Origin of the sequence: Lactiplantibacillus plajomi (genome assembly GCF_005405405.1) — a bacterium.
GTDB lineage: Bacteria > Bacillota > Bacilli > Lactobacillales > Lactobacillaceae > Lactiplantibacillus > Lactiplantibacillus plajomi.
In genome coordinates this window covers 78751-104825 of sequence record NZ_BJDZ01000004.1, presented here as the reverse complement: position 1 = coordinate 104825, position 26075 = coordinate 78751, and the positions used below count along the sequence as shown (strand labels likewise).

At 50.8% G+C, this 26075-nt stretch carries 22 protein-coding genes; 8 read left to right on the top strand and 14 right to left on the bottom strand.

What is annotated here, in order from left to right:
- Positions 1 to 185: 185 nt before the first annotated feature.
- The 7 genes from FFM82_RS02425 to FFM82_RS02395 all read right to left on the bottom strand — a co-directional run bounded on the left by FFM82_RS02425 (position 186) and on the right by FFM82_RS02395 (position 7340).
- Positions 186 to 1076, bottom strand: coding sequence for a DMT family transporter (locus FFM82_RS02425; RefSeq protein ID WP_170178186.1), 891 nt, complete (start codon positions 1074 to 1076; stop codon positions 186 to 188).
- A 466-nt stretch (positions 1077 to 1542) separates the two neighbouring features.
- On the bottom strand, positions 1543 to 2241 hold the full coding sequence (locus FFM82_RS02420; RefSeq protein WP_137644278.1) for a VIT1/CCC1 transporter family protein: 699 nt from the start codon (positions 2239 to 2241) through the stop codon (positions 1543 to 1545).
- 26 nt (positions 2242 to 2267) lie between these two features.
- A complete protein-coding gene (locus tag FFM82_RS02415; RefSeq protein WP_137644277.1) occupies positions 2268 to 2945 on the bottom strand; it encodes a VIT1/CCC1 transporter family protein in 678 nt (225 codons plus the stop codon).
- Between the two features lie 260 nt (positions 2946 to 3205).
- A complete protein-coding gene (locus tag FFM82_RS02410) occupies positions 3206 to 4198 on the bottom strand; it encodes a choloylglycine hydrolase family protein (protein ID WP_137644276.1) in 993 nt (330 codons plus the stop codon).
- Between the two features lie 110 nt (positions 4199 to 4308).
- Positions 4309 to 6369 (bottom strand): heavy metal translocating P-type ATPase, encoded by a 2061-nt coding sequence (locus FFM82_RS02405; RefSeq protein ID WP_371852231.1) that lies wholly within the window; start codon positions 6367 to 6369, stop codon positions 4309 to 4311.
- Between the two features lie 151 nt (positions 6370 to 6520).
- The gene (locus tag FFM82_RS02400) at positions 6521 to 6949 is read right to left on the bottom strand and encodes a CopY/TcrY family copper transport repressor (protein WP_137644275.1); all 429 of its coding nucleotides are present in this window, start codon (positions 6947 to 6949) and stop codon (positions 6521 to 6523) included.
- Positions 6950 to 7064: 115 nt separating this feature from the next.
- Positions 7065 to 7340, bottom strand: coding sequence for a hypothetical protein (locus FFM82_RS02395; protein ID WP_137644274.1), 276 nt, complete (start codon positions 7338 to 7340; stop codon positions 7065 to 7067).
- A 141-nt stretch (positions 7341 to 7481) separates the two neighbouring features.
- Between FFM82_RS02395 and FFM82_RS02390 the strand changes: the two genes are divergently transcribed.
- The 5 genes from FFM82_RS02390 to FFM82_RS02370 all read left to right on the top strand — a co-directional run bounded on the left by FFM82_RS02390 (position 7482) and on the right by FFM82_RS02370 (position 11531).
- Positions 7482 to 7898 carry a Zn-Finger Containing protein gene (locus FFM82_RS02390; protein WP_137644273.1) on the top strand — a complete coding sequence of 139 codons (417 nt, stop codon included), beginning with the start codon at positions 7482 to 7484 and terminating at the stop codon, positions 7896 to 7898.
- Between the two features lie 112 nt (positions 7899 to 8010).
- On the top strand, positions 8011 to 9444 hold the full coding sequence (locus tag FFM82_RS02385; protein ID WP_137644272.1) for a DHA2 family efflux MFS transporter permease subunit: 1434 nt from the start codon (positions 8011 to 8013) through the stop codon (positions 9442 to 9444).
- A gap of 117 nt (positions 9445 to 9561) precedes the next feature.
- Positions 9562 to 10956, top strand: coding sequence for an MFS transporter (locus tag FFM82_RS02380; RefSeq protein WP_137644271.1), 1395 nt, complete (start codon positions 9562 to 9564; stop codon positions 10954 to 10956).
- A 72-nt stretch (positions 10957 to 11028) separates the two neighbouring features.
- Positions 11029 to 11220: a hypothetical protein gene (locus tag FFM82_RS02375; protein ID WP_137644270.1), complete on the top strand. Its 192-nt coding sequence runs from the start codon at positions 11029 to 11031 to the stop codon at positions 11218 to 11220.
- Positions 11221 to 11237: 17 nt separating this feature from the next.
- Positions 11238 to 11531, top strand: a complete 294-nt coding sequence (locus tag FFM82_RS02370; RefSeq protein ID WP_137644269.1) for a hypothetical protein — start codon at positions 11238 to 11240, stop codon at positions 11529 to 11531.
- 1539 nt (positions 11532 to 13070) lie between these two features.
- On the opposite strand, the gene FFM82_RS02365 is transcribed toward FFM82_RS02370, so the two are convergent.
- Positions 13071 to 13454, bottom strand: coding sequence for a DUF1398 family protein (locus FFM82_RS02365; protein ID WP_137644268.1), 384 nt, complete (start codon positions 13452 to 13454; stop codon positions 13071 to 13073).
- Between the two features lie 148 nt (positions 13455 to 13602).
- Between FFM82_RS02365 and FFM82_RS02360 the strand changes: the two genes are divergently transcribed.
- Positions 13603 to 14835 carry an MFS transporter gene (locus FFM82_RS02360; protein WP_137644267.1) on the top strand — a complete coding sequence of 411 codons (1233 nt, stop codon included), beginning with the start codon at positions 13603 to 13605 and terminating at the stop codon, positions 14833 to 14835.
- Between the two features lie 170 nt (positions 14836 to 15005).
- Here FFM82_RS02360 and FFM82_RS02355 read toward each other — a convergent pair whose 3' ends face one another.
- Both FFM82_RS02355 and FFM82_RS02350 read right to left on the bottom strand, forming a co-directional pair.
- Positions 15006 to 15944 (bottom strand): alpha/beta hydrolase, encoded by a 939-nt coding sequence (locus tag FFM82_RS02355; protein ID WP_137644266.1) that lies wholly within the window; start codon positions 15942 to 15944, stop codon positions 15006 to 15008.
- Between the two features lie 26 nt (positions 15945 to 15970).
- Positions 15971 to 16423 (bottom strand): DUF1836 domain-containing protein, encoded by a 453-nt coding sequence (locus FFM82_RS02350; protein ID WP_137644265.1) that lies wholly within the window; start codon positions 16421 to 16423, stop codon positions 15971 to 15973.
- 215 nt (positions 16424 to 16638) lie between these two features.
- On the opposite strand from FFM82_RS02350, the gene FFM82_RS02345 reads away from it, so the two are divergent.
- Positions 16639 to 17112 (top strand): nucleoside 2-deoxyribosyltransferase, encoded by a 474-nt coding sequence (locus FFM82_RS02345; RefSeq protein ID WP_137644264.1) that lies wholly within the window; start codon positions 16639 to 16641, stop codon positions 17110 to 17112.
- Positions 17113 to 17642: 530 nt separating this feature from the next.
- On the opposite strand, the gene FFM82_RS13660 is transcribed toward FFM82_RS02345, so the two are convergent.
- The 4 genes from FFM82_RS13660 to FFM82_RS02325 form a co-directional block, all read right to left on the bottom strand.
- Entirely contained in the window at positions 17643 to 18014 is a 372-nt protein-coding gene (locus tag FFM82_RS13660) for an alpha/beta fold hydrolase (RefSeq protein WP_225425586.1), read from the bottom strand.
- A 167-nt stretch (positions 18015 to 18181) separates the two neighbouring features.
- The gene (locus FFM82_RS02335; RefSeq protein WP_137644263.1) at positions 18182 to 19135 is read right to left on the bottom strand and encodes an AraC family transcriptional regulator; all 954 of its coding nucleotides are present in this window, start codon (positions 19133 to 19135) and stop codon (positions 18182 to 18184) included.
- Between the two features lie 23 nt (positions 19136 to 19158).
- Positions 19159 to 21081 (bottom strand): FAD-dependent oxidoreductase, encoded by a 1923-nt coding sequence (locus FFM82_RS02330; RefSeq protein ID WP_137644262.1) that lies wholly within the window; start codon positions 21079 to 21081, stop codon positions 19159 to 19161.
- A gap of 266 nt (positions 21082 to 21347) precedes the next feature.
- A complete protein-coding gene (locus tag FFM82_RS02325) occupies positions 21348 to 23948 on the bottom strand; it encodes a cation-translocating P-type ATPase (protein ID WP_137644261.1) in 2601 nt (866 codons plus the stop codon).
- Between the two features lie 240 nt (positions 23949 to 24188).
- Between FFM82_RS02325 and FFM82_RS02320 the strand changes: the two genes are divergently transcribed.
- Positions 24189 to 25739, top strand: coding sequence for a bifunctional metallophosphatase/5'-nucleotidase (locus tag FFM82_RS02320; RefSeq protein ID WP_137644260.1), 1551 nt, complete (start codon positions 24189 to 24191; stop codon positions 25737 to 25739).
- The last annotated feature ends 336 nt before the right edge of the window (positions 25740 to 26075 follow it).

The window sequence follows — 26075 nt, the reverse complement described above, 5'->3', positions numbered from 1 at the left end:
CTTTTAATCCGTCCTCAAAATCAACGATGTGATGAGGCATCTCTGCTTATTAGCAGAGACCGTGTAGTCACGATCGAAGTCCAAAAGCCTACGTTCAATTGTTAACGGACAGATACTCACTAAAATACAAAAAGTCCTGTAAAATCAGTTTGATTTTACAGGACCACGCTTAATATATTTTAAATTTAAGACTGCTCCGGATCACTCCGGTAACGTTGTAAGATGTAAATCGCAACGATCACTAATAATGATCCTAAGATTTCTACCCAGCTAACCGCTAAGCCCAAGAAGATAATACTGAGGACGAATGTTACGACCGGCTGAACGGCATCAACGATACTGACAACGGCGGACGGTGCGTACTGTAAACTATGCAGTAACGCCCCGAACGCCATAATCGTCCCAATCAACACGATGGCGCCAATCGAGATCACCAGCGTGGGCGTAATCGTTGGTGCGCCAACCCAAATCGGGTGGTATAGGTTGAACAGCACCCCAGCAATCAGGGTTCCCCAGCCTAAAATGATGATGGGTGAGCTATCCGCCACAATATTGCGGGGCAGCACCACGTACAACGCGGCCGTCACCCCGGCCAGGATTCCCCAAATCAGGGCGTCCGTTGGGATTGCCAATTCGTGGATATTCCCCTTAGTGATGGCCAAGAAGACCCCTAATAAGGAAACGCCGAACGCAATCAAGTCAGTCCGCAACGGTAACTCCCGTTTAAAGACCAACGTCCCGATAACAATGAATAGCGGACTTAAATATTGCAAAATGGTGGCCGCCGCCGCGGTCCCCTTTTCAATACTCACGTAGAAAGTATACATATTCGCCATCAGTCCCAAAGTTGCGTAGGCCACCAATTGGCCCACCGCCGCCCACGACCGGAAAACGTCAAAGATCCGCTTTCCACGTTGAATAAACCCGATGACCAGTAAGATAATTCCGGCGGATAAGGTCCGAACGGATAGGAACCAGTCGGCGGGAATCGCCTGGTTTTGTGAAACAAACTGCATCACCGTTCCAGAAATTCCCCACAGCGTTGAGGCCAGCATGGCCCACAAGATGCCTTTCATATAACGGCTAGTTGTGATATTTTTCAAGACTTCATTACCCCAATTTAATTGATGGCAATATTATACCGGTGGATAATTAAAACTCACTGATAATTTCGTGCTAATTCATATTATTAAAAAAAATACCACAGTCAACTTTTTATTTAATAAGTGGGGCCTACCGTGCCGGTCCATCCTAGTGCACCAGCGCGACCAAAATCAAAACCAGCACTAACAGGCCACCTCCAATAACAAGCGCGCCGCACCCCAACTTCGCCACCGTGAAACTCGCCCGCGTTAAGTCGTCCCAGGCCGTTGGTGGTACCCGCTGCCGTTGCCGCTCCTCCGAACGTTGCTTTCAAAATGCCATGTCATCACCCTCCCAATCATCAACTGGTTGCCCCCATTATTCAGGATTACCAAGATGACCGCAATAAAAAGACCATCAGAACCGAATTTCGATTCTAGTGGCCTACAATATTTCAAATTAAAATAATTTCCCGACGTAGTAGTGAATAAACATCGTGATGATACCGACGATCACGTTTCGGATAACGGCCGTCTTAACGTTCCCCTTACCCAACACCGCGGATAAGTAGCCGGTCAGCGCAACTGCGACCGACACCGCGATAATTGTCGCCGGCCATTGAAAACTGGCGGGCGCAAAGGTCATCGCAAACAGCGGGAAGATCCCGCCGGCCGAAGCCGAAAAGAGTGACGCAAAGGCCGCGTCCCATGGATTCATGTAATGGCCGAGTTCCATATCGTACTTAACACTGACGACCGTCTCCAACGGTTTCTTCGATAGTAAATCCTTCGCAATTTCAATCGAGGTGGCTTCAGAAACACCTAGGGTCATGTAGTGGCGTTTGACGGCCGCAATTTCATTATCAAAATCAGTCTTTAATAATCGCTTTTCTTTTTCAACCACCGCTTTTTCAGTATCCTTCTGGGTGCTGACCGAAGCGTATTCGCCCGACGCCATCGAGAAAGCGCAGGCTAATAAGTCGGATAAACCGGCAATAAAAATTGTAAATTGATTGGTCGTGGCGGCCGCAACACTGAACAGCACCCCGACAACCGTTAAAATCCCGTCGTTCGAACCTAACACCCCGGCCCGCAGCGAATTTAACTTCTCGTCCATCGTTTGTTTGGACTTTTTAGTTTTCGTTTTGGTTAATTGCATACTTTCGCTCCCCTTGACCTAAGAACCTACGCGAATAAGTGGCCGATAAAATAAGTTACGACCATCGTTAACAATCCGGAGACCACGTTCCGAAAAACCCCGTGCCCACGGTTGGCGTTCCCCAAGACCGCCGCCACGTAACCGGTAATCGCTAACGCAATCGCCACCGCAATCACGGTCGCCACCACCTTGACGTGTGGTGGGAAAAAGGTAATTGAAACTAGCGGTAAAATCGACCCGGTCGGAAACGAGATCATCGAGGCAATGCCGGCCGCGTACGGGCTAATGAACTGACTCGGATTAAAGCCGTAGCGTTCCCGCACCGTCGTGACCAGTGCGTCTTCGCTCATCATTTCCTGCGTCGCTTTCTTAGCTAACGGCGCGCTAATTCCTTGCTTAATGTACTTTTGGGCGACCCAGTCGGCTTCGCCATCGTAGTTAGCCGCGAGGGCCTGCTTTTGGTTGGCAATCGCCATTTTCTGCGAATCCTTTTGGGTGTTGACCGACACGTATTCCCCCATCGCCATCGAAATCGTCCCGGCTAGCATACCAGCTAACCCGGAAATCAGAATCGAAAAGCTGTTGCTAGTCGCACCGGCAACCCCCACGACGATCCCGGCAACGGAAAGAATCCCGTCATTGGCCCCCATCACACTCGCACGCAAAATATTGACGCGCTGTGCCAACGTCATTTTCTTTTTCATTAGAACGCCGCCTCCACGTTACTTTATAATCATTATCACATAGTAAATATTATATCTTTAGCCGAGTAATTGCAAGTTTTTCATTAAGTCGGGCACAATTAAAGTTATGGGCACCTAAACTCAAAGCTAGTGTAACATTAATTAAACGAAAATGTCAGCCACTTAAAAACGCGCCATTGATGAGATAACTAACTAATAGGACTAAAAAAACGATCGCTAGAATGTACTTCTAACGATCGCACTTTTAATGTTCAATTAACTTAAACGCGGGCCGCTTCCTGGAACTGCTGCTTAGCTGAAAGTGCAAATTCCGTTGGCTGATCCGCCGTCATCAAATCGTTGGTCAACGCAACCCGAGTAATCGTTTGATCCCCGTATGGTTGCATATAGAAGGCCGGTTCGTGCATGCTCATGTAGGCCCGGTACTGGGTGTAGTCCGCCGCCCCGTCGGCTTTGATCTTGACACCCTTAGGAATTTCAACCGAATTCAACATGTGGCTCAACGTATTGACCGCTTCCGCATCCGTATCGACCGCGTCGGTATGTTCGCGAATAAAGGCCGTCCGCACGAAGCGTGACACCGAGGTGTAGTCACCCGGCATCCCCAGCGCACCGGAACCGGGGCCGAACGCGTTAACCGTTAAGTCGCCGTATTGCCGCGCTGGGTGCGGCGTTGGTTGTAGTTGCATATAATTGTTCAAGTTCTTTAAATGCCAGTTAAAGTCGGGGGTGTTGGTCATCACACCGACCGGGTTTTCGATAAAGTGCATCCCGTCAGCTTCACGTTCCAAGACGTAGGTCGCCCCACTCTGGTCACTAACAATCCAGTGTAGCGGGACCACGATGTTCAGTAACGGTGCGGCGGCTTCGGTAATGTTCAAATCGTTTAAGCGTTCGCCCAATTCCTGAACGGTCTTGACGTTGCCCAAAATCCACATCACAACTTCGTGCGGTGCAAGGTTGACCTTGCCGCTTTCTGCCTGGGTCGCGTAGGCCGCTTGACCGGCGAAATAAAGGGCCGCGGCACTAACCCCGTGTTCATTGACCCCGTCGACGAACACGTAGCCGTTCAAGTTGCGGCCAGTTCCGACAAAGCTATACGGTGCATCGAACCCCTGCGCATCGACTACGCTGGTAAAGTGGTGCTTGCGGGGAACGGCAACCGGCCGCCCACCGAGTTCAAACCCAAAGTCCATTGTCCGGGCCAAAAATTGATCACCCGTCGTTGTTTGATACGTTAAACTAGTGCACATTGGTCTCACATCCTCAAATTAAGTACTTACATTTTATCACCTAATTCACGGGGAAACATGCATTTCGTCAAATTAATTTACGCTTATCAGTTTAGCCTGCGGTTCCCAGTTTATTTCCCAAGTCGCAACGTCATCGCGTTAATAGCGACAATAATCGTACTTAACGACATCACGACCGCGCCGAACATCGGGTTAAGTAGAAAGCCAACCGGGGCAAGGATGCCCGCCGCTAACGGAATCGTAATCACGTTATAGCCAGCCCCCCACCAGAGGTTTTGCGACATTTTGCGGGTCGTTTTACGTGCCAACGCTAGGAAATCGACCACGTCATTCGGATTACTTTTAACCAACACAATGTCGGCCGAGTCAATCGCGACGTCGGTTCCGGAACCAATTGCGACCCCGATATCCGCTTGCGCCAAGCTGGGCGCGTCGTTAACCCCGTCACCGATCATCATGACGTGCTGCCCTGCTTGTTGGTAATGCTGAACCAGCTTGGCCTTATCTTCTGGTAACAGGCTCGCATGGACGTCCTGAATGCCAAGTTGACGGGCGACGACTTGGGCACTTTGCTGGTTATCCCCGGTGAGCATCACTGGCGTCACGTTTTGTGCCAATAGGCTATCGATCAAGTGCTTTGCTTCCGGTTTGATCTGATCCCCCTGCGCAACGAACCCTAAGACCGTTTGGCCCGCCAATAAATAACTTAACGAGTTGCCGGCCGCCGCCAACTCGTCAAAGGTCGCGTGGTCGTAAGTTAAACCGTGCTGGTCGAGGTAAGCTGCCGAAACGATTTGGTAATCCTGCCCGTCAACTTGACCACCAAGCCCGACCCCGGTCAGTTGCTGGACATTACTTGCCTGCGCTGCCGTCAAACCGTGTGCTTTGGCTGCGGCTAAGATTCCGACCGCCAGTGGGTGACTCGAACCACTTTCCAAGCCGGCCATAATGGTTAAGACTTGGTCAGCGGTCAACTGGTCGCTCGTACTTTGATAGGCCGCGACCTTAAAATTACCGGCCGTTAACGTCCCGGTCTTATCCATTAAGGCGTAATTCAAATCCTTGACCCGTTCCATGGCGTCCCGGTTTCGAATCAACAACCCGTGGCTAGCCGCAATCGCGGTACTGCGTGCAACAACTAGCGGAATGGCCAACCCCAAAGCGTGCGGGCAGGCAATCACTAGCACCGTCACGGCAATCGATAGCGCAGCCGCCAAACTACCAACTAGCGCCCAAACGATGAAGGCAACGATTGCCACCGTCAAAGCCGCGTAAAATAACAGCCCCGCCACGCGATCAGCCATGTTTTCCTGTGCGGACTTAGCCGCCTGGGCGTCACTCACTAACTTCATGACCTGGGCCAAGTAACCATCTTCGCCGGTCCCAGTCACCTGCATCTCGAAGGTGCCGTCACCGTTGACGGCCCCGCCGACGACCTGATCATGCACGTGCTTTTCAACTAACCGGGCTTCGCCGGTCACCATCGCTTCGTTAACGCTAGTCGCACCGCTGACTAACACCCCGTCCGCCGGGATTTTCTCTCCGGCCCGGACTTGCAGGTGGTCACCGTGTGCTAATTGGTCAACACCGACGTCTTGCACCGTCCCGTCAACAAGCTTATGCGCGCGACTCGGAAGCAGCTTCGCCAAGTTATCAACTGCCGAGCCGGCGTTCATGACCGTGTTCATTTCAATCCAGTGGCCTAACAACATAATGTCGATCAAGGTCGCGAGTTCCCAGAAGAAGTCGGTCACGGCGGGCGTCACGTTCAATAAATTATTGGCGATGACGGCGTAAATACTGTAAACGTAAGCCACGCCGATACCCATACTGATTAGGGTCATCATCGCCGGTTTTTTATTTTGAAGTTCCGCTTTGGCCCCGCTAAAGAATGGCTGACCGCCATAGACGAAGAGCACCGTCCCTAAAATGGCGACCAGGTAGTCCGACCACGGCTGAAAAGTCAGTTGAAATGGTAACTGTATCCCCATCATCGGGCTCATTAAAATAATCGGTAGCGTCAATACGAGTGAGACCCAGAACTTGCGCTTCAAGTTACCCATGTGCATCATGTGACCGCCGCCCATATCCATGTCGTGTTCGGACATGTCCATTTGGTGATCGTGGTGCATCTTTTCCATTGACATTTCGTCGTTATGATCCATTTTCATCGTCATGACCGTCCCTTCTTAAACTTATGCCTAATCCGCTTTCACAAGTATAGTTTACAATTGTAAACGACAGCTGTCAACGAAACCCACTTCAACTAAAAAGGACCTAGCCAGAAACTATTCCAACTAGGTCCATTAATTTAATTGTTTATTAACACGTTTCGCCGGGAACGCAGTCACAGTCAACCATTTCCGGTGCCGTCGTGGCCTTTTGCGCTAAAATCGTTTGTAAGTTCGCGATGTCGCTCTGACTCAGTTCGGTCCGCTCAACGATGTCTGCCAAGGTCTGACCGACCCGCATCTGGCACAGGTGGGAGAACAAGGTCGTGACGGCTTCGTCCATCGACGGTTGTTCATCAACGGTCGGGTAGTAGGTAAACGCCCGGCCGGTCTTTTCCGCCCGCAGCGCACCCTTCTTGATTAACCGGCCGAGCAGCGTCTTAACGGTGGCCGGTTTCCACCCCATCTTGGCCGCCATGATTTCGGACACCTGACTACTGGTGACGTGGTCCAGCGTCCATGCGACCCGCATGACTTCCCACTCGGCGTCACTAATTTCAATTTTGGCTTGAGCTTCCATCGATTAACCCACCTTTCAATATTCCATAACTATAGTTTACACTCGTAAACGGAAAAGTGCAACTTTCCGGTTGTTAAGTTCCTCATTTAATTAAATGATTTCAATCATTAATTGATTAACCGTTTGGATGTGCAAACTGCGTCAGTAACGTGCTTAACTTAGTGACCGTTGCCGGATAAGTTGCTGGGTGTTTCAATAAGTAGCTGGTCAACTTACCTTGGTACAAGACGACGGTTGCGGCTTGGCCGTTCGTTTGGAGTAACGTCCGTCGGAATTCATGTAGTAGGTCTTGCAGCCCACTTTGTGCCGAATCCGTTCGGTCCAACGTTAACGCAGCCCGACTGACAGCGTCCAAAACTTCAGTTGGTGTCACTTTTGCTTTAGTTGCCATTCTGGCTCCCCCCATTTATAAGAATAGTTTCTAGTATACACCGCTGACGCTAAAGCGACCCGTTTTTTATCGCTAATTGTCACTCACGCTGGAAGTATGTTAGGATATGCCATAATCAATCGCGGAAGGCGGGCTAGTTTAATGAAGCCAAATTCAAAAACAATCCAACGTGTTCAGCGGTTCATGCGCGGACGCTACGGTCAAAACGACCACCTGAACCGTTTTTTAACGAATTTATCGCTACTACTGTTAATTATCAGCCTCTTTTTACGGACCCAGTGGTTAATCCTGGTCGCAATCCTATTACTGGCCTTTGGCTACTGGCGGTTATTTTCCAAGAAAATTTACCGTCAAGTTGCAATCAACCGCGGTTTTGAACGGATTTGGCTACCAATTATTCGCCCATTTTCACGGTTCCGCTACTGGATCAGTCAACACCGGCATTACAAGTTCTTTACTTGTGAGTCCTGCCAGCAACGTATCCGGATTCCGCGACACCATGGGTGCGTGCGGGTGACTTGTCCGACGTGTCACCACCAATTTAAGGCCCGGACTTAGGCCTAAATTTCAGAAATTCTCACCTTTTTTTCACAAAACACTTACGAAACGCGCTTTTTTTTGCTACAGTAACCTATTGTGCTTACTGTACAAAACAAAGGAGCGTTTTTTTATGACTAAGGAACACCGTACTAACCCAAATCTGATCATGATTGGGTTATTACTCGGGGGCTTCGTGGGAATGTTTAGTGAAACCGCTTTAAACATTGCCCTGCCCCAATTAGAACAACAATTAGGCGTTAATACTGGGACGATCCAGTGGTTAGTGACCGGCTACCTCTTAATGGTCGGCATCGTCTTACCGCTGTCCAGTATGCTGACGAAACACTTTACGACCCGTCAGTTGATCATCTTCGCGCTAGCGGACTTTATTGTTGGCGCCATCATTTCCGCCCTAGCAGGTTCGTTCGCCGTCTTGCTGATTGGCCGGATGATTCAAGGGATTGCGACCGGGATTTTACTACCGATGATTTTCATCGTCCTACTCGCGTTTTACCCGCCACAAAAACGGGGCGCGGCCATGGGACTGGTTGGTTTAGTTATCATGTTCGCCCCGGCGGTCGGCCCAACAATTGCCGGAATTATTTTAGGTGCCCTTTCTTGGCACTGGATTTTCTGGTTATTCGTCCCACTGTTAGCAATTGCCCTTATTATTACAATTTTCTTCATGCAAAACGTGTCCGAGCTGACCAAACCAAAAGTGGATGCCCTTTCGATTGTCTTGTCTTCATTTGGCTTCGGTGGCTTAGTCGTTGGTGCCAGCTTAGCCGGGGACCGCGGTTGGGGAAATCCAATGGTGGTCATTGCGCTGTTGATCGGGTTAGTTTGCCTGTTCTTCTACGCCTTTCGGCAACTACACTTGGAGACCCCCATCCTGAACTTACGCGCGTTCAGTTTCCATAAGTTCAGCTTAGGGACCGCCCTCGTCATGATCGACTTTGGGATCATCATGTCGTCGATGTACTTATTACCAATGTACTGGCAACGCGGACTGGTCGTACCGGTCGCCTTAACCGGGATCCTGATGTTACCCGGTGGTGTGATTAACGCCCTCGTATCCGCCACTTCTGGTCGGTTATTCGATAACTACGGCGCTAAGTACCTCACTCGAATCGGTTTCGGGCTGAGCTTTATCGGCGCGTTAATGCTCCTCTTCACGTCAACGACCTCCCCTTACTGGTACGTCGTTTTGGCCCACGTCGTCTTAATGATTGGCGCCCCACTAGCGATGTCACCCGCCCAGACGTACGGCTTAAATGCTCTACACGGGCCGGTTTCTGCCGACGGGAGTACCATTTTGAACACCTTACAACAAATCTTAGGGGCGTTAGCGACCGCCATTGCTACCAGCCTACTCGGAATTGGTCAAAGTGCCAGTGCAGCTGGCGGTGCGACCGCCTTCGTTCACGGTGTCCACTACGGTTTCTGGTTTACCCTGATCTTAGCCGCAATCGGCTTCGGGCTTTCAATGTTCGTATCCAACGAACCGGAACCCGCTGACGATCCGCTGGCTGACCGTGACCAAGCCGCCGTTGAAAATAACTAGCCGTTGCTAGCAATTAACTCTCAGTTAACCTATAATAAACATTGTTAATCAAACCGTTTTAGCTATGACAAAGCTGATTGTCATAGCTTTTTTATCTTCAATTAAAGAGGTGTTCTGATGAAAAAGACCGTCCCCCTACGCGTTCAACTTTCAATTTTAGCCGTAGGACTCCTGACCTTCCTAGGCGTTCTAATCGAAACGTCAATGAACGTGACTTTTCCAACCCTAACTAAGGAACTCAACGTCTCGCTGGGAACCGTCCAGTGGTTGACGACCGGTTACTTATTACTCACGACCATCGTGATGAGTACGACCGCCTTTATTTTAAAGAAGTTCAATCCACGGCGTATTTTCGTGGTAGCCGTCAGTCTATGCCTGATTGGCTCCTTGATTTGTTTTAGCGCGCCAAGTTTCGCCATTTTAATGGTGGGTCGCCTGTTACAAGCCGTTGCAACCGGCCTAGCCACCCCATTAATGTTCAGCCTGATTTTTGAAGAAATTCCGGTCACCCGTTTAGGCCTGTATACCGGCATCGCCGGCGTGGTCATCTCGCTCGCACCCGCACTGGGTCCAACTTACGGCGGCATCGTCAACCGTATTTGGGGCTGGCGCGAAATTTTCATTGGCATTTTACCGTTAATAGTGATTATTTTAATTCTCGGCTGGTTCACGATTCGCGGTCAAGCCCGCGGAACGGACGGAATTTCCTTCGACTACCTCGGCGTAGCCAGCCTAGCCGTCATTTTTGTGACCATTTTACTGACCTTTGATTCAGCGGGGCGCCACGGCTGGACATCGCCGCAATTTTGGCTAGGCACCTTAATTTCGTTAGCTTTCATTGCCGGCTTTAGCTGGTACACCCGTCACAGTAAGCGCCAATTAATCGATTTCAGTATTTTACGCCTACCCGTCTTACGGTTACGATTGTTTAGCTATTTTGGTCTGCAATTCATGAACATCGGGCTATCGTTCCTACTCCCCATTTTTGCCCAAACGGTTTTAAAAGCCGACTCCGCTCAAGCCGGACTCATGCTGCTTCCCGGCTCACTACTAGGATCGGTAGTGGGCTTAATTGCCGGCCAACTTTACGACAAGCGCGGTGCCACCCTCCCACTGATGCTGAGTGGCGGCTTAATCACGCTTGGCTGCGGGCTTTTCCTAGTTAACGCCGCAACACTGACGTTGACGAGCATTACCTGGATTTATATTCTCGTACGGGTCGGCTTCAACTTCGGTTTCAGCACGACCCTATCCGACGGGAGTGTTCAAGTTCAGGGTGCTTTAAAGTCGGATCAAAACTCCCTTTTCAGCATGATGCAACAGTATGCCGGTTCACTCGGGACCAACGTCTTATCGGTCGTGATTTCCGCAGTCGCACTGACCACCAGCAACCCCGTGACTAGCACGGCGCTTGGGGCTAAAATCGACTTTGTTTTGTTGACCATCCTCGCCGTTGCCATCTTAATTTCAATTATTTACGTTTACTGGCGCTACGAACGTCACCAGGCCTGAGATGACCGCGCTTTAATTGCAATTTTGCTCATTTTCCCGCACAATTAACGGTGAAAGGAACGATCCGCCACTATGGAACTGACCATCGACTTAATTATCGCAACCAGCAGCCTACTGGCCCTACTCTGCTGGGGACTAGCCGGCTACTACGTTCATCAGATTCGCCACCGCATCGCCAGCCTCTGGTTCGTCAGTGGCCTACTCGCCGCGGCGTGTGCCGGCTTCTTCATTTGGGCCGCCATTCCACTTTGGACCAGCATTTAAACCAGGAGGAGATCACCATGCACTCACAAGACCTGTTCCAACGCTACCTCGCTAAATACCACATTAAGTTACAGCACCCCGAACACGGCATGGTGCTACTGACCTCCCCCGTCTGGCCCCAGCACCCGGAGTTGCAACGTGCCATCCAAACTACCATTCAGGGCCTAACCGGTGTCGCCAGCGTCACCGCCTGCAGTCCCGAACAACTGATTGTTCGTTACGACTCCAACCAACTGCGCCGGATCAACCCGCTTTCACTAATTGGCGTTGAGCGCCGCTTAAACCAGCAATATCATCAAGCCGGCTATTAGCCAACTTATCCCACTTAATTATTTAAGTGGGATTTTTTATGACTTTGAAAACTCGTTGGCAAGCGTTAGAGAGTAGATTTTATTAATGAAAATCAGTAAGAAAACTCATTGCCAACTTGAATTGTATGAAATACAGACTTAGACGCACCAAACAGATGAATAACCCCACTTTATCTCAGTAGTTGGTAATCGATTCGAAGTTAGTAATCACTTGCCAGCCCTCCGGTCAGCGGCAATCAGTCCGGAACGCGGTGGCCGCGGGGTTAAGCCCACAGCCCAGGTCTTAACCGCCGGGCTTTCACTAACTCGCCACAAATCGGCGACCAAGTGAAACTTCACCGCTGGGACTGTTCCCGCCTTCCCTCCTGGCTTGAATTGGTCGTTGGCGGGCGGTAGTGGTTAAATTTTGCTGATGAGAAACAGCGAATAAACACGCTGCTAACCCGATTAGTACGGAATACAAACTTAGACGTACCAAACAGATGGATACCGGCACTTCATCTCAGTAGTAGGTAATCGATTCAAAGGTAGTATTCCCTTGCCAGCCCTCCGGTCAGCGGTAATCAGTCCGGAACGCGGTGGCCACGGGGTTAAGCCCACAGCCCAGGTCTTAACCGCCGGGCTTTCACTAACTCGCCACAAATCGGCGACCAAGTGAAACTTCACCGCTGGGACTGTTCCCGCTTTCCCTCCTGGCTTAAGGTGGTAGTTGGTGGGCCATGATATGTTAATTTGTATGAACTGATTGAGTTAGTCTGGCAATTGATTATTGAATGGTGGTCACTATTTATACAACTCGGCATTTCTGAATCCGGTCATCTATAATCACTGATCAAAGTTAGTTATCGATGAGCTTCAAATTGATTTTCTGCTAAGATGTCCAAGTTTAATGAATTGTCTACTAACTGTGTGGCTAGTTCATTAAAATTGTCACGTTATTAGTTATAGTGACGTTGTCAAGGTCCCGGAGCCCTTCGAAACATGGCTGTGAAATTGTTGTTGGTCGTCGTATTTTGACGACTTACAACAAGGCCGTCTTGGGAGACAATTCGGGGTGTGAATTAGCTTCCAAGCGTGCCCACAGCCTTGCTTTCGTGACGGCGGAGTGGACCGACATATTAGTACTATCTGTAAAATAAATTTTGCGAGCGATTTACATTAGGAAATGCTGTTTAATCTATGTATGAATGACTGTTAAATTAGATGCTACTACTCAGGTCCCGGAGCCCTTCGAAACATGGCTGTGAGATTGTTGTTGGTCGCCGTTTTTGGGCAACTTACAACAAGGCCGTCTTGGGAGACAATTCGGGGTATGAATTGACTGCCAAGCGTGCCCGCAGCCTTGCTTTCGTGTAGGCGGAGCGGACCGACATATTGGAATTATTTTAAAAATGAGTTTCGTGGTTAGTTGCTGTTGCTTGCGACTTACAACAAAGCTGGAATGGGCCGGCGCTTACGAACTCGTGTGATTGATAAATCAGCATAAAAATAACGCGTCCCCTAGTCGAAACACTAGTGGACGCGTTACGTTTTTTGAAATTAGAACTTGATGGCGGCTAAGATTTTACCCTCAGCGCCGCTAAAATCGATGATTTGGCGCTTAAGGTTGGCGGTCCAAGCTTGGCACCCGGCCGCGGTCAATTGCTTAGTGGCGTCCTTTAAGCTGAGCTGGCCGGCAACGTAACTGGTTGCGACCTTTTCAACGGTTGCCGGGTCTTCTTCGCGAGCCACCCGTTTACCGAAGCCGTTGGATAACCGTTCAACGAGATAGCCGTTGGCGCCAAAATACGTGGTCGATCCGTCGGCAACGTCGTATTGGAAATGTTGAACGCCGAGGTCGGCCTCCTTCTTTGCAACCGTGGCAAAGTCCACGTGGTCGCCTAAGTTACTAAGTACTTCATCTAAATCTGCTAATTTAAACATCGTGCCACCCCTTCAATTTTGTGTACATTACCATTGTAATCCAAACCGCCGCGGTTGACGATTGTTAACCCAAGTTGCGGCGTTGCGTTCCCCATAGATTCGCCGTAAGATAATCATATTAATATATTTATTAAAGGGGGCTAATTCATTGAAAGGCGCACTTGAAGGATGGCGGCGTAACCTTGCTGTCCTCTGGTTAGGCACGTTCATTGCCGGCATGGGCTTTTCGGAAGTCATGCCGTTTTTGTCACTTTACGTTGGCCAAATGGGCGATTTTTCCAAGGGTGAGCTAACGATTTATAGCGGCATTACATACGCGGTCACCTTCTTCGTGGTGGCAGTCGTTTCGCCATTATGGGGCAAACTAGCTGACCGGCGCAGTCGCAAATTAATGTTGCTGCGCTCCTCCTTAGGAATGGCAATCGTCATCGGTTTAATGGGGTTTGTCCACAACATTTGGATCTTAATCCTACTCTGCTTCTTACAAGGGCTGTGCGCCGGCTACATCCCCAACGCCAGTGCCCTGATTGCCACCGAAACACCGAAAGAAAGCAGCGGCACCGCGATTGGCATTTTAACGACCGGCTACGTGTCCGGCAACTTAATAGGCCCGATTTTAGGCGGAATTCTAGCCCAGGTTTTTTCGATTCGGTTAACTTTCATCATTACCGGCGTCTTGTTACTTATCGTGTTCGTACTCAGCCTGACACTAGTTCACGAGAACTTTAAGCCAGCCACCGACGCACCAGTTAAACACCAGGGATCGTTACTATCCCAGTTTAAAAATCCCACTTTAATTATCACGCTGCTAGTCTCAACGATGATTATTCAAATGGGGAATAACTCGATTACCCCAATTATTAGCTTGTACGTTAAGGAGCTGATGCACAACGTGGGGCCGATTACCGTAGTGGCAGGAATCATCGCCGCTTTACCGGGGATTTCTACGCTTCTGTCAGCCCCGCGACTCGGTCAGCTGGGGGATTCACGCGGAACTGACCGCATCCTCGTTTTTGGTTTTGTTTTCGCCATTCTGATGTACTTTCCGCAGGGGTTCGTCTCCAGTATTTGGACGCTAGGACTACTACGTTTCATGATTGGAATTTCGGACGGGGCACTCTTCCCGACCGTCCAAACGCTGTTGTCAAAAAATACTCCGCAAGCGTTGACCGGCACGATTTTTAGCTGGAACCAGTCCTTCCAAGCGATGGGCAGTATGCTTGGGTCGCTACTCGGCGGGCTGGTTTCAAACTGGTTCAACTATAACGGCGTCTTCATTTTTACGGCGCTATCACTACTACTGAACTTCATTGTCGTCCTGATTTTTATTCCGAGCATGCGCCATCCGCTTGCCCGTAAAAATCAAAAAATGAGAGTGTGACAAAAGTCGGTTTGCTGGTGAGCATAACGGCGTAAGGCGAATAATCCTGGGCTTGGATTATTGGACTTACGGGGTTAAGCGGAGCCAGCTGACTTTTGGCGCACGTTTCGACTATCAACATTCGGAAACACATAGGGATCTGTGACTAATGTCACAGATCCCTTTTTTGATTATTTAAGATATTTTGCCATGAACGTGGCCACTTTTTTCGTATATAACTGTGGGTGCTTCGTGAATGATTCCGCATGGGCAGCACCGTGGACGACCCAGAGTTGCTTATCCTTAACGCTGGTGGCGCGATAATTCTCGTAGACCATCTTAGTTGGCACGAAGGTGTCCTGATCCCCGTGAATGAAGAAAATCGGTAATTTATTTTGCTTAAGCTGGTCAACCGAGCTAGCGGTCATGAAGTTGAAGTGGGCCTTGGACTGTGCGACCCAGTTCGCCGTGTAAAGTAACGGGAAATTCGGTAAGTGGTATAACTGTTTCAACTCATACCCCAGTTCATCACCAACACTAGTATAGCCACAATCTTCAATAATCGCCTTCACCTGGGTCGGCAAGCGTTCACCGCTCATCATCATCACGGTCGCGCCGCCCATCGAAACGCCGAACAGTCCGATTTGACTGGACTGGCCGTTGCGCCGAATAACCTGCTTGGTCCATTTAACGTAGTCCAGCCGGTCCGGCCAGCCAAAGCCGTAGTAGTTTCCTTCACTCTTCCCGTTACCGCGGTCATCGGGGGCCAACACGTTGTAGCCCTGACGGTGCCATAACCGGATATAACTGGCCATTTCTTCTTTATTCCCCATGTAGCCATGGGCGATAACGATCGTCTTGTTCGTTTTTTGCTTAGCCGGCACGTAATCGGCCACCAATTTCAAATCATCGGTCGCCGAAGTCTCATGCCAAGTCTGCTTATCAACCCGCTTTAACCAGGCTTGATTACGTTTTAACGTTTGCTTATTCTTGCTGGAACTATGGTTCAACACTTTCGGCGTCGGTTCAAACGCGAAGTGGTATAAATAAAAACTACCGCCAGCTACCCCAACGATAAGAACGGTCACAACCGTCATTAGGGCCACCAGCCATTTTTTGCGGGTGCTCATACTTTCAATTCCTCTCTCTTATACAACTAACCCAGCGTTTGAACGGTTAGTAAGTGGTACGCCACCGTTTGTGCGGCGGTTTGAATCGCCACCGCCATCGTATCCGTCGCTGGTTGGAGCGCTTCTGCACGCAGTGTCTTTTCAAACGCCGTGCAAAAGGTCTGATAACGAGCCGCGACCTGCCGGGAATCGCGAATCGCTAGAATGGCCTTACCGATTGTCGGCAACTTAAAGTCGACCTTTAAGATTGATACCACTAACACTGCAACGACGTGGTTGCGGGTGTAGCGGCGCCCACTTGGTCGGCTAAAAAAATGCTGCTTAACGTAGCTGTTGACCATCGTTTTCGTCACTGCTGGTAATCCCAGCGGCGCCAGTGCGCTATTGACCAGCTGCAGTAGCTGATCCATGTAAACCGGGACGGTCGGTAACTCGTCCCAGCGAATCAATTTAAACCGGGTTAAATCCGTTGGTGCCATTAAAAAGCCTCCCCATAATTTACCTTAAAATAGAGTTGATTTCAAGACTAGCTCATTTATACATTATATTATGTAGAATTATACATTATATTATGTAAAATTACAATCTATTTAATATTTTAGCAAACGTTTGAAAACAGTTGTCAGTGATAATGCTTTTCCGCTACAATAGCCTTATCACGCAATTACTTGTAGTCCAGAAAGGAAAACTTTTCATGAATAACGTTTATTTAGCAGCTCCTTTTTTTGACGACGCACAAAAGCAACGCATCGCACAGGTTAAGGCCGCGTTGCAAGCAAACCCGACCATCAACTCGGACGGGATCTTCATTCCGGAAGAACATCAATTCGAAGAAGAACCGTTCGGTAGCCGCGCTTGGCAACAATACGTCTACGCTTCTGACATGCGCCAAGTTCACCGTGCGGACCTGGTTGTCGCCATCCTCGACTTCGACATGACCAGTGCTACCAACGAACCCGACTCCGGGACCATGTTCGAAGTCGGCGCCGCGGTCGCTGAAAAGACCCCGGTCCTCATCGTGCAGTTCGACCCTAAAAAGGACTTGAACTTGATGATTGCCCAAGGCTTAACCGGCTACTTCGACGCTAGCAAGGACGGCTTAAAAGAACTTGCCGCTTATAACTGCGACGACTTACGTTCTAAGCCAGCTAAACGCCCGGTTTTCTAATCAAGCTAATTTCAAAAAGACCACTAGGCAATCATCAGATTGCTTAGTGGTCTTTTACTTTAGGCCCATTTATTCAAAATCAGCTGTCCAATGGTACGCCAATGAGTTTCTAAAACGAAGTGGCCACCGTCCAGCAAATGCACCTCCGCGTTTGGGTCGTCCTTTAAGAACGCCTGCGCGCCCCGATAAATAAAGCTAGGGTCGTGCTTACCCCAAGCCGCAATCAGCTCCGGTTGGTTCTCCCGCAGATAACGTTGATACCGCGGATAATTAGCAATGTTATTTTGATAATCAAAAATGAGGTCCGACTGCCGTTCAGCGTAGTCTGGCGATTCCGTGTAGTGAATATCTAGCGTGTAGCCATCGGGACTGACCGTTCCGACCTGCTCACCACCCGTGTACTGGCCGATGATCGCGGCCGGTGCGAAGGCGGTTTGGTATTGTTCACGTAGTGCCTTAGTCGGGTGCCGCCAATACTGCTGGCGCCCCGCCCACTTTTCACCAAGCCCTTCTTGGTAGACATTGCCATTTTAACTCACGATTCCGAGAATACGTTGCGGATCACGCACCGCTAAGTTGAACCCGATCGGTGCACCGTAATCGAAAACGTACAGGTAAAAGCGCTCAATTTTCAACGCACACAAAAAACCGTCAACGTAATCAGTCAACTGGTCAAACGTGTAGTCAAACGCCGTATGCACCGGCGCGGCCGACTGACCAAAACCGATTAGATCCGGTGCAATGACGTGAAAGTCTTCTTCTAGCATTGGCATTAAATGACGAAACATGTGACTGGCCGTTGGAAACCCGTGTAACAGTACGAAAGTCGGCTTTTGCCGATCACCACTTTCCCGGTAAAAAACATCCAACCCGTTCACCTTAATCGTTGCGTACTTCATCATTGCTCCACCCCTGTCTTCACTAATTAGATAACTTTATTATAAACCAAGCTGACCTAACAAACCTTGTCATGCAATTGCCGTGATGGCAACTTAGTTATAACCAAAACGCCGAACGCTAACCAATTAGCATTCGGCGTTGAAATGTTTCCCGTGAAACATTTTATCCGTTAAGAGATTAACTTTCCTTTTTGTTCCGTTATCAGCAGTTGCCGCAGTTCGCTGGGGGACTGACCGTACCGTTGCTTGAACTTCTTGTAGAAGAACGATTTGGACGAATATCCAATGTAGTTAACGATTTCTTCCACCGAGATCCGCGGGTTTTCCAGCAGACTAACGGCCACGTGCATCCGCCGATCATCCACCAACTGGATGAACGACTTACCTGTCGCCGCTTTTAACCGGTTCGACAAGTAGTTCGGGTTATAATCAAACGTCTGGGCCATCATCGTCAGCGAACTAACGTCATAGTTTTCATCCAAATAAGTGAGTAGTTCCGTCGTGGTGACGTGTCGGGCCGGCAAACTTTGCGGGGCCCCGGCGTAGTCGGCCTGCCGTAATAATTCAATCAACAGCAATTGAAAGAAATGGGGCATCCGGGCCGCGCCAAACTGGGTGGGTGCCATGACTTCGCAAATCATCCGCTCCGTAATGTACGCCGAATCCGCAATCTTATTCCCATTAAACCGCGCGCAGTGCCACTGGTGATAATCCGCAATAATCCGCTGAATCACTGGGACCGACTCACCCGCGGACGTTGCCGGTAAGAGCTGTAATAACGATTGGTCCGCGGGCAAGTGGAGCGTGACCAACACGTCACCGGCTTTGAGGGCATCAACTTGGTAGGGCGTGTTCGCCGCTAAAAAGACTAAGTTACCGCTCAATAACGGCAGTTGTACCTGCTGAGTCGTTACCCGGGCCGTTCCTGAAAAGAGGTATAGTAACGTTGGCCGCGGACTTTGGTGCCGGTGCCGACGTCCATCTTCATTTTCTAACTTAGCATCTAACGTTGGCGTGAGTAGTGAGTTTGCCGGTGCCAAGTTTAACCAAGTCCCCTTCACTTGCCGCTTTTTGGCGACTAACTGTCGCTGAACTAATGCTTCACCTACGTGATAAATATCCATGTCACTGCCCCCAAGGTCACCTTTTAGTTAACGGCTTTCGCCGCGTTCAGACCCGCAAGCCGTCCGGAAGTGTAAGCAAATCCTAGCGTACCACCTTCAAAGTCTACGTAAATTTTACCATACATACCACCGGCGTCGGCCCCCGCCACGTACAAGTTCGGGATAGCCTTACCGTTAGACTTGGTGGCTTGAATCTGATCATTGATACGAACCCCACCGAGGGTCCCTAAGTTCCGCGCAACGTATTTGACCGCGTAGTACGGTCCGGTTTGAACATTGATCAAGCGCTTCGGGTTCGCAAAGAACTGGGTATCTTTCCCCTGCTTGATCGCACCATTATACTGGTTGACTGACTTCTTAAAGGCCGTCTGACTAACCCCCATTTGCTTGGCGAGGCCTGAAATCGAGTCGCTCTTGAACACGACCCCGTTGCCCGCTAACTTACTGAGTAGCGGTTCAAAATTCGTTGGGGTGTTCTCCTGTTTGATACTATCCTTGGTGTTCGACGGCTCGTTGAATTCCATGTAAGACTGCGGGTTATGCTTCCACTTACCGAACTGGTCTTCGATGGCGACGGTCCCCTTCGCCTTAATTTTATTCAACATGGCCGTATCAAAGACGACGTACTCCGTTTGTTTCGGTTGAGCCGCAATTTCAGCACCGCGGCGCGCGTACAACGTTGCGTCGGTTTCGTCACTGAACCGTTGGCCTTCCACGTTGACCCGTAAGTTCGGGTAAGCCGTGAAGGCGTTTAGCATGAAATACTTGGCCCCGACCGACTTGGTCATGTGTTTCACTTCATTATCCGTAAACGTTTCCCAGAAATAGTGGGTCGTATCCGTACCTTCCTTGCCGGCACCGGCGGACCAAGCCATCTTCAAGCCGTCACCCTTATTTTGTAGGACCTGCCCCTTGGTATTGGGTTTGCCTAAGTAACGGTTCAACATTTTCTGATTACCACCATAACCACCAGTTGCGATAATGACCTTTTTGGCGTGAACAGTGAACTTGGCTCCGTCCGCCTTGGTGGCCACGACCCCGGTAACCTGGTGCTTGTCATTAGTTAACAATTTCTTAGCCGGCGTACTAAAGTACAATTTACCGCCGTCCTTTTGATACTTATTCAATAACGTTTTGATTGCCTTGGTACCGCCCTTTTGGTAGCCGTGCAAGGTCGCCGGGTCCCCCTGATGGGCGTAACTGCCACCGGTTCCGGCATCCACAAGCTTCATGTCAGCGCCGTTCTTATTCAGCCAATCCACGGTCGGTCCCGACTGGTCGATTACTTTACGGACCAGGACGCTATTCATATAACCCTGCGACGCATCCATATACTTATCGTATAACCACTTTTTCGAAACGGTTTTGTGTTGCGCCTTTTGTTGCGCACTATCAGCGGCAAACATCCCGCCGGCAAGGGTCCCGGCCCCCATCGGTGACGCCGTCTTTTCAAGCAAAACCACTTTGGCTCCCGCTTGACGAGCGGCTAACGCGGCGGCTGTCCCGGCTGCTCCGGCCCCGACAACGGCGACGTCGGTATCCGTACTCTGGGCCTTAACCGCCCGCTTTTTAGCCGCTTTATTCAACTGGGCGTCAGTGGCACCGGCCTTTTTAAGGGCCTTCTTCGCACCGGCGATAATCCCGTTAGACGAGTGGGTCGCACCGGAAACCACGTCGACCTTCGTCGTTTGATACTTAACGATTTCCTTAGTGACTTTCTTTTCGGCTTCGGCGGCTAGTTTCTTATTATCATGCGTACTGAGCACTTTGACACCCTTAATTTTATCCTTTGAAACCGTAACTTGGACTTTGACCGGACCATCTTTCCCCTGACCAGTCCCGGTGTAAGTCCCGGCTTTGTAGGTTCCGGCACCGTTGCCGCACCCCGCAACGCTAAGCAACAGTACCGAAGCTGCTAAACTTGTGAACATTTTATTGAGCTTCATCGTAATCCCTCCAAGGTATTAATCTCGAGTCAAGATTACCAAATTTTGATGGCAGCTATAAGCCCAATATCAAAGGTGGCGCGTCCGCTTTTCACAGGTTGGCTTAATTACGGCCGGTAGCGTTACCATTACCAGCAGCTCAGTTTTTTGATAAATGAAAATAAGGGGCTTCAAAAACCCGCTAACCGTTGACGCCCGTTGAGACGATTAGCGTACGGAAACGTAAAAAAGCCGTGACCTCTGTCACAGCTTTCCATTTATCATCACTATTCCGCCACTTCAACGGCATACCGTTGTCGCCGTTGCCAGCGTTTATTTAATTCTAAGACTACGGTTGGCACCAACACACCGGCCAAGACGATTACCCAGCTCACTGCGGGTAACGCGGTTAAGCTGAAGAACGCCCGCAATGGTGGTACCGTCGCGATGACCAGCACTACGAGAATTCCCGCTAATAACCCACGGTTCAGGCGGGGATTACGGGTCAGGGTGTCCCAACTCATGGTGCGCCGATCCTTAATGGCGTAAATGTCGATCATTGACCCTAACGCCAAGACTAGAAAGACCATCGTCATCCCAACGGAAGCTTGGTTATCGGTCAAGCCAAAGCGGCCAACCGCGTAAATTCCCAGTGTTAAAGCCGTGAAGGTCGCCGCCCGCACAAACAAGCGTTGACCTAACCCGCGGGCCAGGATACTTTCATCGTTAGCCACCGGTGGTTGTTGCATCGCCAACGGTTCGCCCGGCTCCTGACTAATAAAGAAGCCCGGAATCCCGTCCGCCAACACGTTAATAATCAGTAGTTGTTCCGCTAACAACGGGGCGCCCCAACCAAAGAGGACCGCGCCGACCATTAGGAAAATCTGGGCGAAGTTCACGCCGACCAAGAATTCCACGGCCTTGATAATGTTTTGGTAAACCGTCCGCCCCTCTTTAACGGCGGCGATGATGGTCGCAAAGTTATCGTCCGTTAAGACCATGTCGGCGGCTTCCTTCGACACTTCGGTCCCGGTAATCCCCATGGCAATCCCGACGTCGGCGGCTTTCAGTGCCGGCGCGTCGTTGACCCCGTCCCCGGTCATTGCCACCGACTTGCCCAGTGCCTGCCAAGCCTGGACGATCCGAATCTTATCACTCGGCGATACCCGGGCGTAAACGGCGATTTGTTCAATTTGCTCACGTAAAGTTGCGTCGGACATTTCCCGGAGCTGGTCACCACTCACGGCCACGTCGCCGGCGGTCAAAATTCCGATTTCCTCGGCAATCGCCGTCGCCGTGACGAGGTGGTCACCGGTAATCATAATTGGCTTAATCCCCGCCTGCTTAGCATCGCGGATAGCCGCGACAACTTCCGGCCGCGGCGGGTCGATCAAGCCGACGATCCCGGCAAGTTGCAAGTCGCGGTTGACGGCGTCCCAGTCACTGATATCCGCATCCGCTGCTAAGACCCGGTAGCCGACCGCCAAGACCCGTAACGCGGCCTGACCAAAGGCGTCGTGGGCCCGCTGTCCGGCCTTCAAGCTCGGTAGGTCCGCCCGAAATGGCAGCCGGTCCCAAGCCCCCTTCACGATGACTAACTGGCGGCCATCCGCCAGCCGGTGTACCGTCGTCATCATTTTCTTAGTTGAATCAAACGGGTCTTCGGCAATTCGCGGGGCGTCCCGTTCCAAGCCCGCCCGACTTTGTTGGTGGTCTGCTAGCCAGCGGACCGCGGCCAGTTCAGTTGCGTCACCGATGGCTTGTTCCTCACCGTCGACCTGGTTGATTTCAGCGTTGGTCGCCAACCCCAAGTAGCGCATTAGTTCGCGACTACCACTGGTTAACGGCGTATCCGCCGCCAGGACCCCGGTCGTGGGTGTCCACAACTTAGTGATCGTCATTTGATTTTGCGTCAACGTTCCGGTCTTATCGGACGCAATCACGTCAACACTTCCGATCGTTTCAACGGCACTGACCCGCCGCATAATTGCGTTGCGGTCCGCCATCCGCCGCACTCCGTGTGATAAACTAATCGTTACGATAATGGGCAACGTTTCGGGCACCGCGGCCACTGCCAGCGAGACCCCGATCATTAAGCTGTCACCGATCCCTTGATTTTGAACCCAGACACTCAGGGCGAAAATTGTCATGCCACCCAGCACGGCAAAGGTCGTTAACCAGCTGGATAACCGGTTCAACCGGCCCTGTAACGGGGTCGCTCGCTGCTTCGTTTTATTCAGTAGACCGGCAATTTGGCCTAACTCGGTCGCCATCCCGGTCGTAACGACCTGGATCAACGCCGTTCCGGCCGTCACCGCCGTCCCCGAGTAAACTTGTTGTTCCGCGACGGGGGCGCCCGTCACGTACGGGCGTTTTTCAACCGCTTCACTTTCACCAGTCAAAACGGCTTCGTCAACGGCTAAGTTGGTACTTTCTAAAACAACCGCGTCGGCCGGCACCTGGTCACCCGCTTTTAGCAGGACCAAGTCGCCGGGGACGATGGCGGTCGCATCAACGGTCTGTACGTCGTCGTTACGCCGGACGTTAGCGGTGGGCAAACTCATCGACTTTAACGCTGCCAACGACTTTTCCGCCGACGCTTCCTGGTACAAGCCAATCACCACGTTAATGATTAAAATCGTCCCGATGACGATGGTCTTGGTCCAACCACCATTTTGGGCGATTGCTAAGTACGTCGCCAACCCCACCGCAAATAGCAGAACTAGTGACGAGACGTCACTCATATGGCGCCAAATTTTTTGCCACAGGGGAACCGGACGGGCAGCGACCAATTCGTTAGGACCGTACTTGGTCGTTCGGGTCGCGATTTCCCTGGTTGTTAAACCGGACTTGGGGGTAAGTTTCAATGTCGTGTTATTATTCTGCATGGCATCTCCTCCGTATTCGATTATGGTTACAATTGTTCTTATCTAATGATAGCGCATAATTTTAGTCGTTCTTTGCCCAAATTATGAAGAAGGTTTGAAGACCCGCGGCCCAACCTAACACGCCGGCGGAACTTCGTTAACCAACTTAACGATTTTTTTCGTGCATTCTACGTCCAAAACGGTTAAAGCTGCGAAAGATTGTTATAATAGAGGATAAATATTAACTGGAGGCTGGGCGATATGCAAATCAAATTAATTTCAACGAGTGACGTGCACGGCTACTTAGCCCCAACCAATTATAGCCGCCGAGACCACGTTGCGCCCTTTAGCCTCAGTCGGGCCGCCACGGTAATTGCCCGCCTGACCGCCCGCGACGACGACCAGGTGTGGCCGATCGTCATCGAAAACGGTGACTACGTTCAGGGTTCGCCACTGACCTACTTCATCGCCCGCCGACACCGCGAAGCCGCGCCGTTATTTTCCCGCCTAGCGGATTGTAACCACGTCGCTGCCGGGGTCCTCGGCAACCACGAATTCAACTACGGGCTCGACTACCTCGACCTGTGTGAATCCAGCCGTAACTACCCGCTACTGACCGCCAACATCCACGACGATCAACAACGGACACTCTTCTCAAAACCGTACACGATTCTCGAACGCGCCGGCGTCAAGGTCGCCATTCTCGGCATGACCACCCAGTTCGTCAGCCACTGGGAACAACCCAAAAACATTGCTGGCCTACACTTCGAAGACGTGGTCACCTGCGCCAAACGCTGGGTGCCTAAGCTCCGCGAACTAGCAGACGTCGTGGTCGTCGCCTACCATGGTGGCCTCGAACGTGATCCGGAGACCGATGCCGTCACCGAACGCTTAAACGGTGAAAACCGTGGTTCAGCATTACTCGCCGAAGTTCCGGGTATCGACGCCCTAATTACCGGCCACCAGCACCGCACACTCGCCGTCACCGTTCACGGCGTCCCGGTTACCCAACCCGGCATGAAGGGCAGTAACGTTGGCGTGATTACTTTAGAACTTGACGCTAACCACCAAGTGACCCACCGCACGCCCGCCGTCCTCAGCGTCAAAGACGCCGCGCCGGATTCACGAGTCATGGCGCAAGTGGACCCCATTAATCAAAAAATGGAAGACTGGCTCGACACCCCGCTCGGCTATATCAACGGTAACATGCTGGTTCACGACCACCTCGACGCCCGCTTGCATAACCACCCGTACATCGACTTCATTAACCGCGTGGAAATGGCCGCGACCGGTACCGACATCGCCGCCACGGCGCTTTTTAACGACGACGTTCCGGGGCTCAAACCGCACGTTACCATGCGCGAAGTCATGAACAGCTACGTTTATCCCAACAAGCTCGCCGTCGAAACCATTAGCGGTACCGATCTAAGGGGGGCCTTGGAGCGTTGTGCCAGCTACTTTTTATTGGTCAACGGCCGCGTTAGCGTCAACCCGGAGTTCTTACACCCGAAACTCCGGCACTACGTCTACGACATTTACAGTGGCATCGACTACACCTTCGATCTAACCCGCCCCATCGGTCAACGGGTCGTCCGCCTCGACTACCACGGTAAGCCCGTGGCACCCGAACAACGGCTGACGGTCACGCTCAACCACTACCGCGCCGGTGGTGGTGGCAACTACCCGATGTACACCACCGAGAAAATCGACCGCCGCCTGCCTACCGACATGACGGTCTTGATTGCCGAGTACTTCGCCACTCATCCGGTGGTCAACGCCGTTCAACCGACCAACTTTAACGTTGAATATTAATACAAAATGCGCGTCCCGAAAAATCGGGACGCGCATTATTGTTTATTGTGACAATTTCAATTTACTTATTGCATCAAGCGTTCGGCGTGGTAACCAGACGAACGGCGGCACGGCATGCTAATTGTTTAATCCCAAGTTAGCGGTCACTTATTTTAAATGATAACGTACATGACCCCCATCAATTTAAAACCCGTGAAGATCGATCATTTAACAACTGAATATCATATGAGCGACCATAAGCGCTATCCTTTCGATTAGTATCTAGATAAATTTGACCCGTCCATCGCTTGAATGACTTGGTTGGTGGTCGAAGTATCACGCGATAGACGATTGGAC

What these genes read in the sequence shown, in the direction of transcription:
- FFM82_RS02425 (WP_170178186.1), bottom strand. Translation starts at nt 1,076, where the DNA reads ATGAAAGGCATCTTGTGGGCCATGCTGGCCTCAACGCTGTGGGGAATT.
- FFM82_RS02420 (WP_137644278.1), bottom strand. Translation starts at nt 2,241, where the DNA reads ATGCAATTAACCAAAACGAAAACTAAAAAGTCCAAACAAACGATGGAC.
- FFM82_RS02415 (WP_137644277.1), bottom strand. Translation starts at nt 2,945, where the DNA reads ATGAAAAAGAAAATGACGTTGGCACAGCGCGTCAATATTTTGCGTGCG.
- FFM82_RS02410 (WP_137644276.1), bottom strand. Translation starts at nt 4,198, where the DNA reads ATGTGCACTAGTTTAACGTATCAAACAACGACGGGTGATCAATTTTTG.
- FFM82_RS02405 (WP_371852231.1), bottom strand. Translation starts at nt 6,369, where the DNA reads ATGAAAATGGATCATAACGACGAAATGTCAATGGAAAAGATGCACCAC.
- FFM82_RS02400 (WP_137644275.1), bottom strand. Translation starts at nt 6,949, where the DNA reads ATGGAAGCTCAAGCCAAAATTGAAATTAGTGACGCCGAGTGGGAAGTC.
- FFM82_RS02395 (WP_137644274.1), bottom strand. Translation starts at nt 7,340, where the DNA reads ATGGCAACTAAAGCAAAAGTGACACCAACTGAAGTTTTGGACGCTGTC.
- FFM82_RS02390 (WP_137644273.1), top strand. Translation starts at nt 7,482, where the DNA reads ATGAAGCCAAATTCAAAAACAATCCAACGTGTTCAGCGGTTCATGCGC.
- FFM82_RS02385 (WP_137644272.1), top strand. Translation starts at nt 8,011, where the DNA reads ATGACTAAGGAACACCGTACTAACCCAAATCTGATCATGATTGGGTTA.
- FFM82_RS02380 (WP_137644271.1), top strand. Translation starts at nt 9,562, where the DNA reads ATGAAAAAGACCGTCCCCCTACGCGTTCAACTTTCAATTTTAGCCGTA.
- FFM82_RS02375 (WP_137644270.1), top strand. Translation starts at nt 11,029, where the DNA reads ATGGAACTGACCATCGACTTAATTATCGCAACCAGCAGCCTACTGGCC.
- FFM82_RS02370 (WP_137644269.1), top strand. Translation starts at nt 11,238, where the DNA reads ATGCACTCACAAGACCTGTTCCAACGCTACCTCGCTAAATACCACATT.
- FFM82_RS02365 (WP_137644268.1), bottom strand. Translation starts at nt 13,454, where the DNA reads ATGTTTAAATTAGCAGATTTAGATGAAGTACTTAGTAACTTAGGCGAC.
- FFM82_RS02355 (WP_137644266.1), bottom strand. Translation starts at nt 15,944, where the DNA reads ATGAGCACCCGCAAAAAATGGCTGGTGGCCCTAATGACGGTTGTGACC.
- FFM82_RS02350 (WP_137644265.1), bottom strand. Translation starts at nt 16,423, where the DNA reads ATGGCACCAACGGATTTAACCCGGTTTAAATTGATTCGCTGGGACGAG.
- FFM82_RS02345 (WP_137644264.1), top strand. Translation starts at nt 16,639, where the DNA reads ATGAATAACGTTTATTTAGCAGCTCCTTTTTTTGACGACGCACAAAAG.
- FFM82_RS13660 (WP_225425586.1), bottom strand. Translation starts at nt 18,014, where the DNA reads ATGATGAAGTACGCAACGATTAAGGTGAACGGGTTGGATGTTTTTTAC.
- FFM82_RS02335 (WP_137644263.1), bottom strand. Translation starts at nt 19,135, where the DNA reads ATGGATATTTATCACGTAGGTGAAGCATTAGTTCAGCGACAGTTAGTC.
- FFM82_RS02330 (WP_137644262.1), bottom strand. Translation starts at nt 21,081, where the DNA reads ATGAAGCTCAATAAAATGTTCACAAGTTTAGCAGCTTCGGTACTGTTG.
- FFM82_RS02325 (WP_137644261.1), bottom strand. Translation starts at nt 23,948, where the DNA reads ATGCAGAATAATAACACGACATTGAAACTTACCCCCAAGTCCGGTTTA.
- FFM82_RS02320 (WP_137644260.1), top strand. Translation starts at nt 24,189, where the DNA reads ATGCAAATCAAATTAATTTCAACGAGTGACGTGCACGGCTACTTAGCC.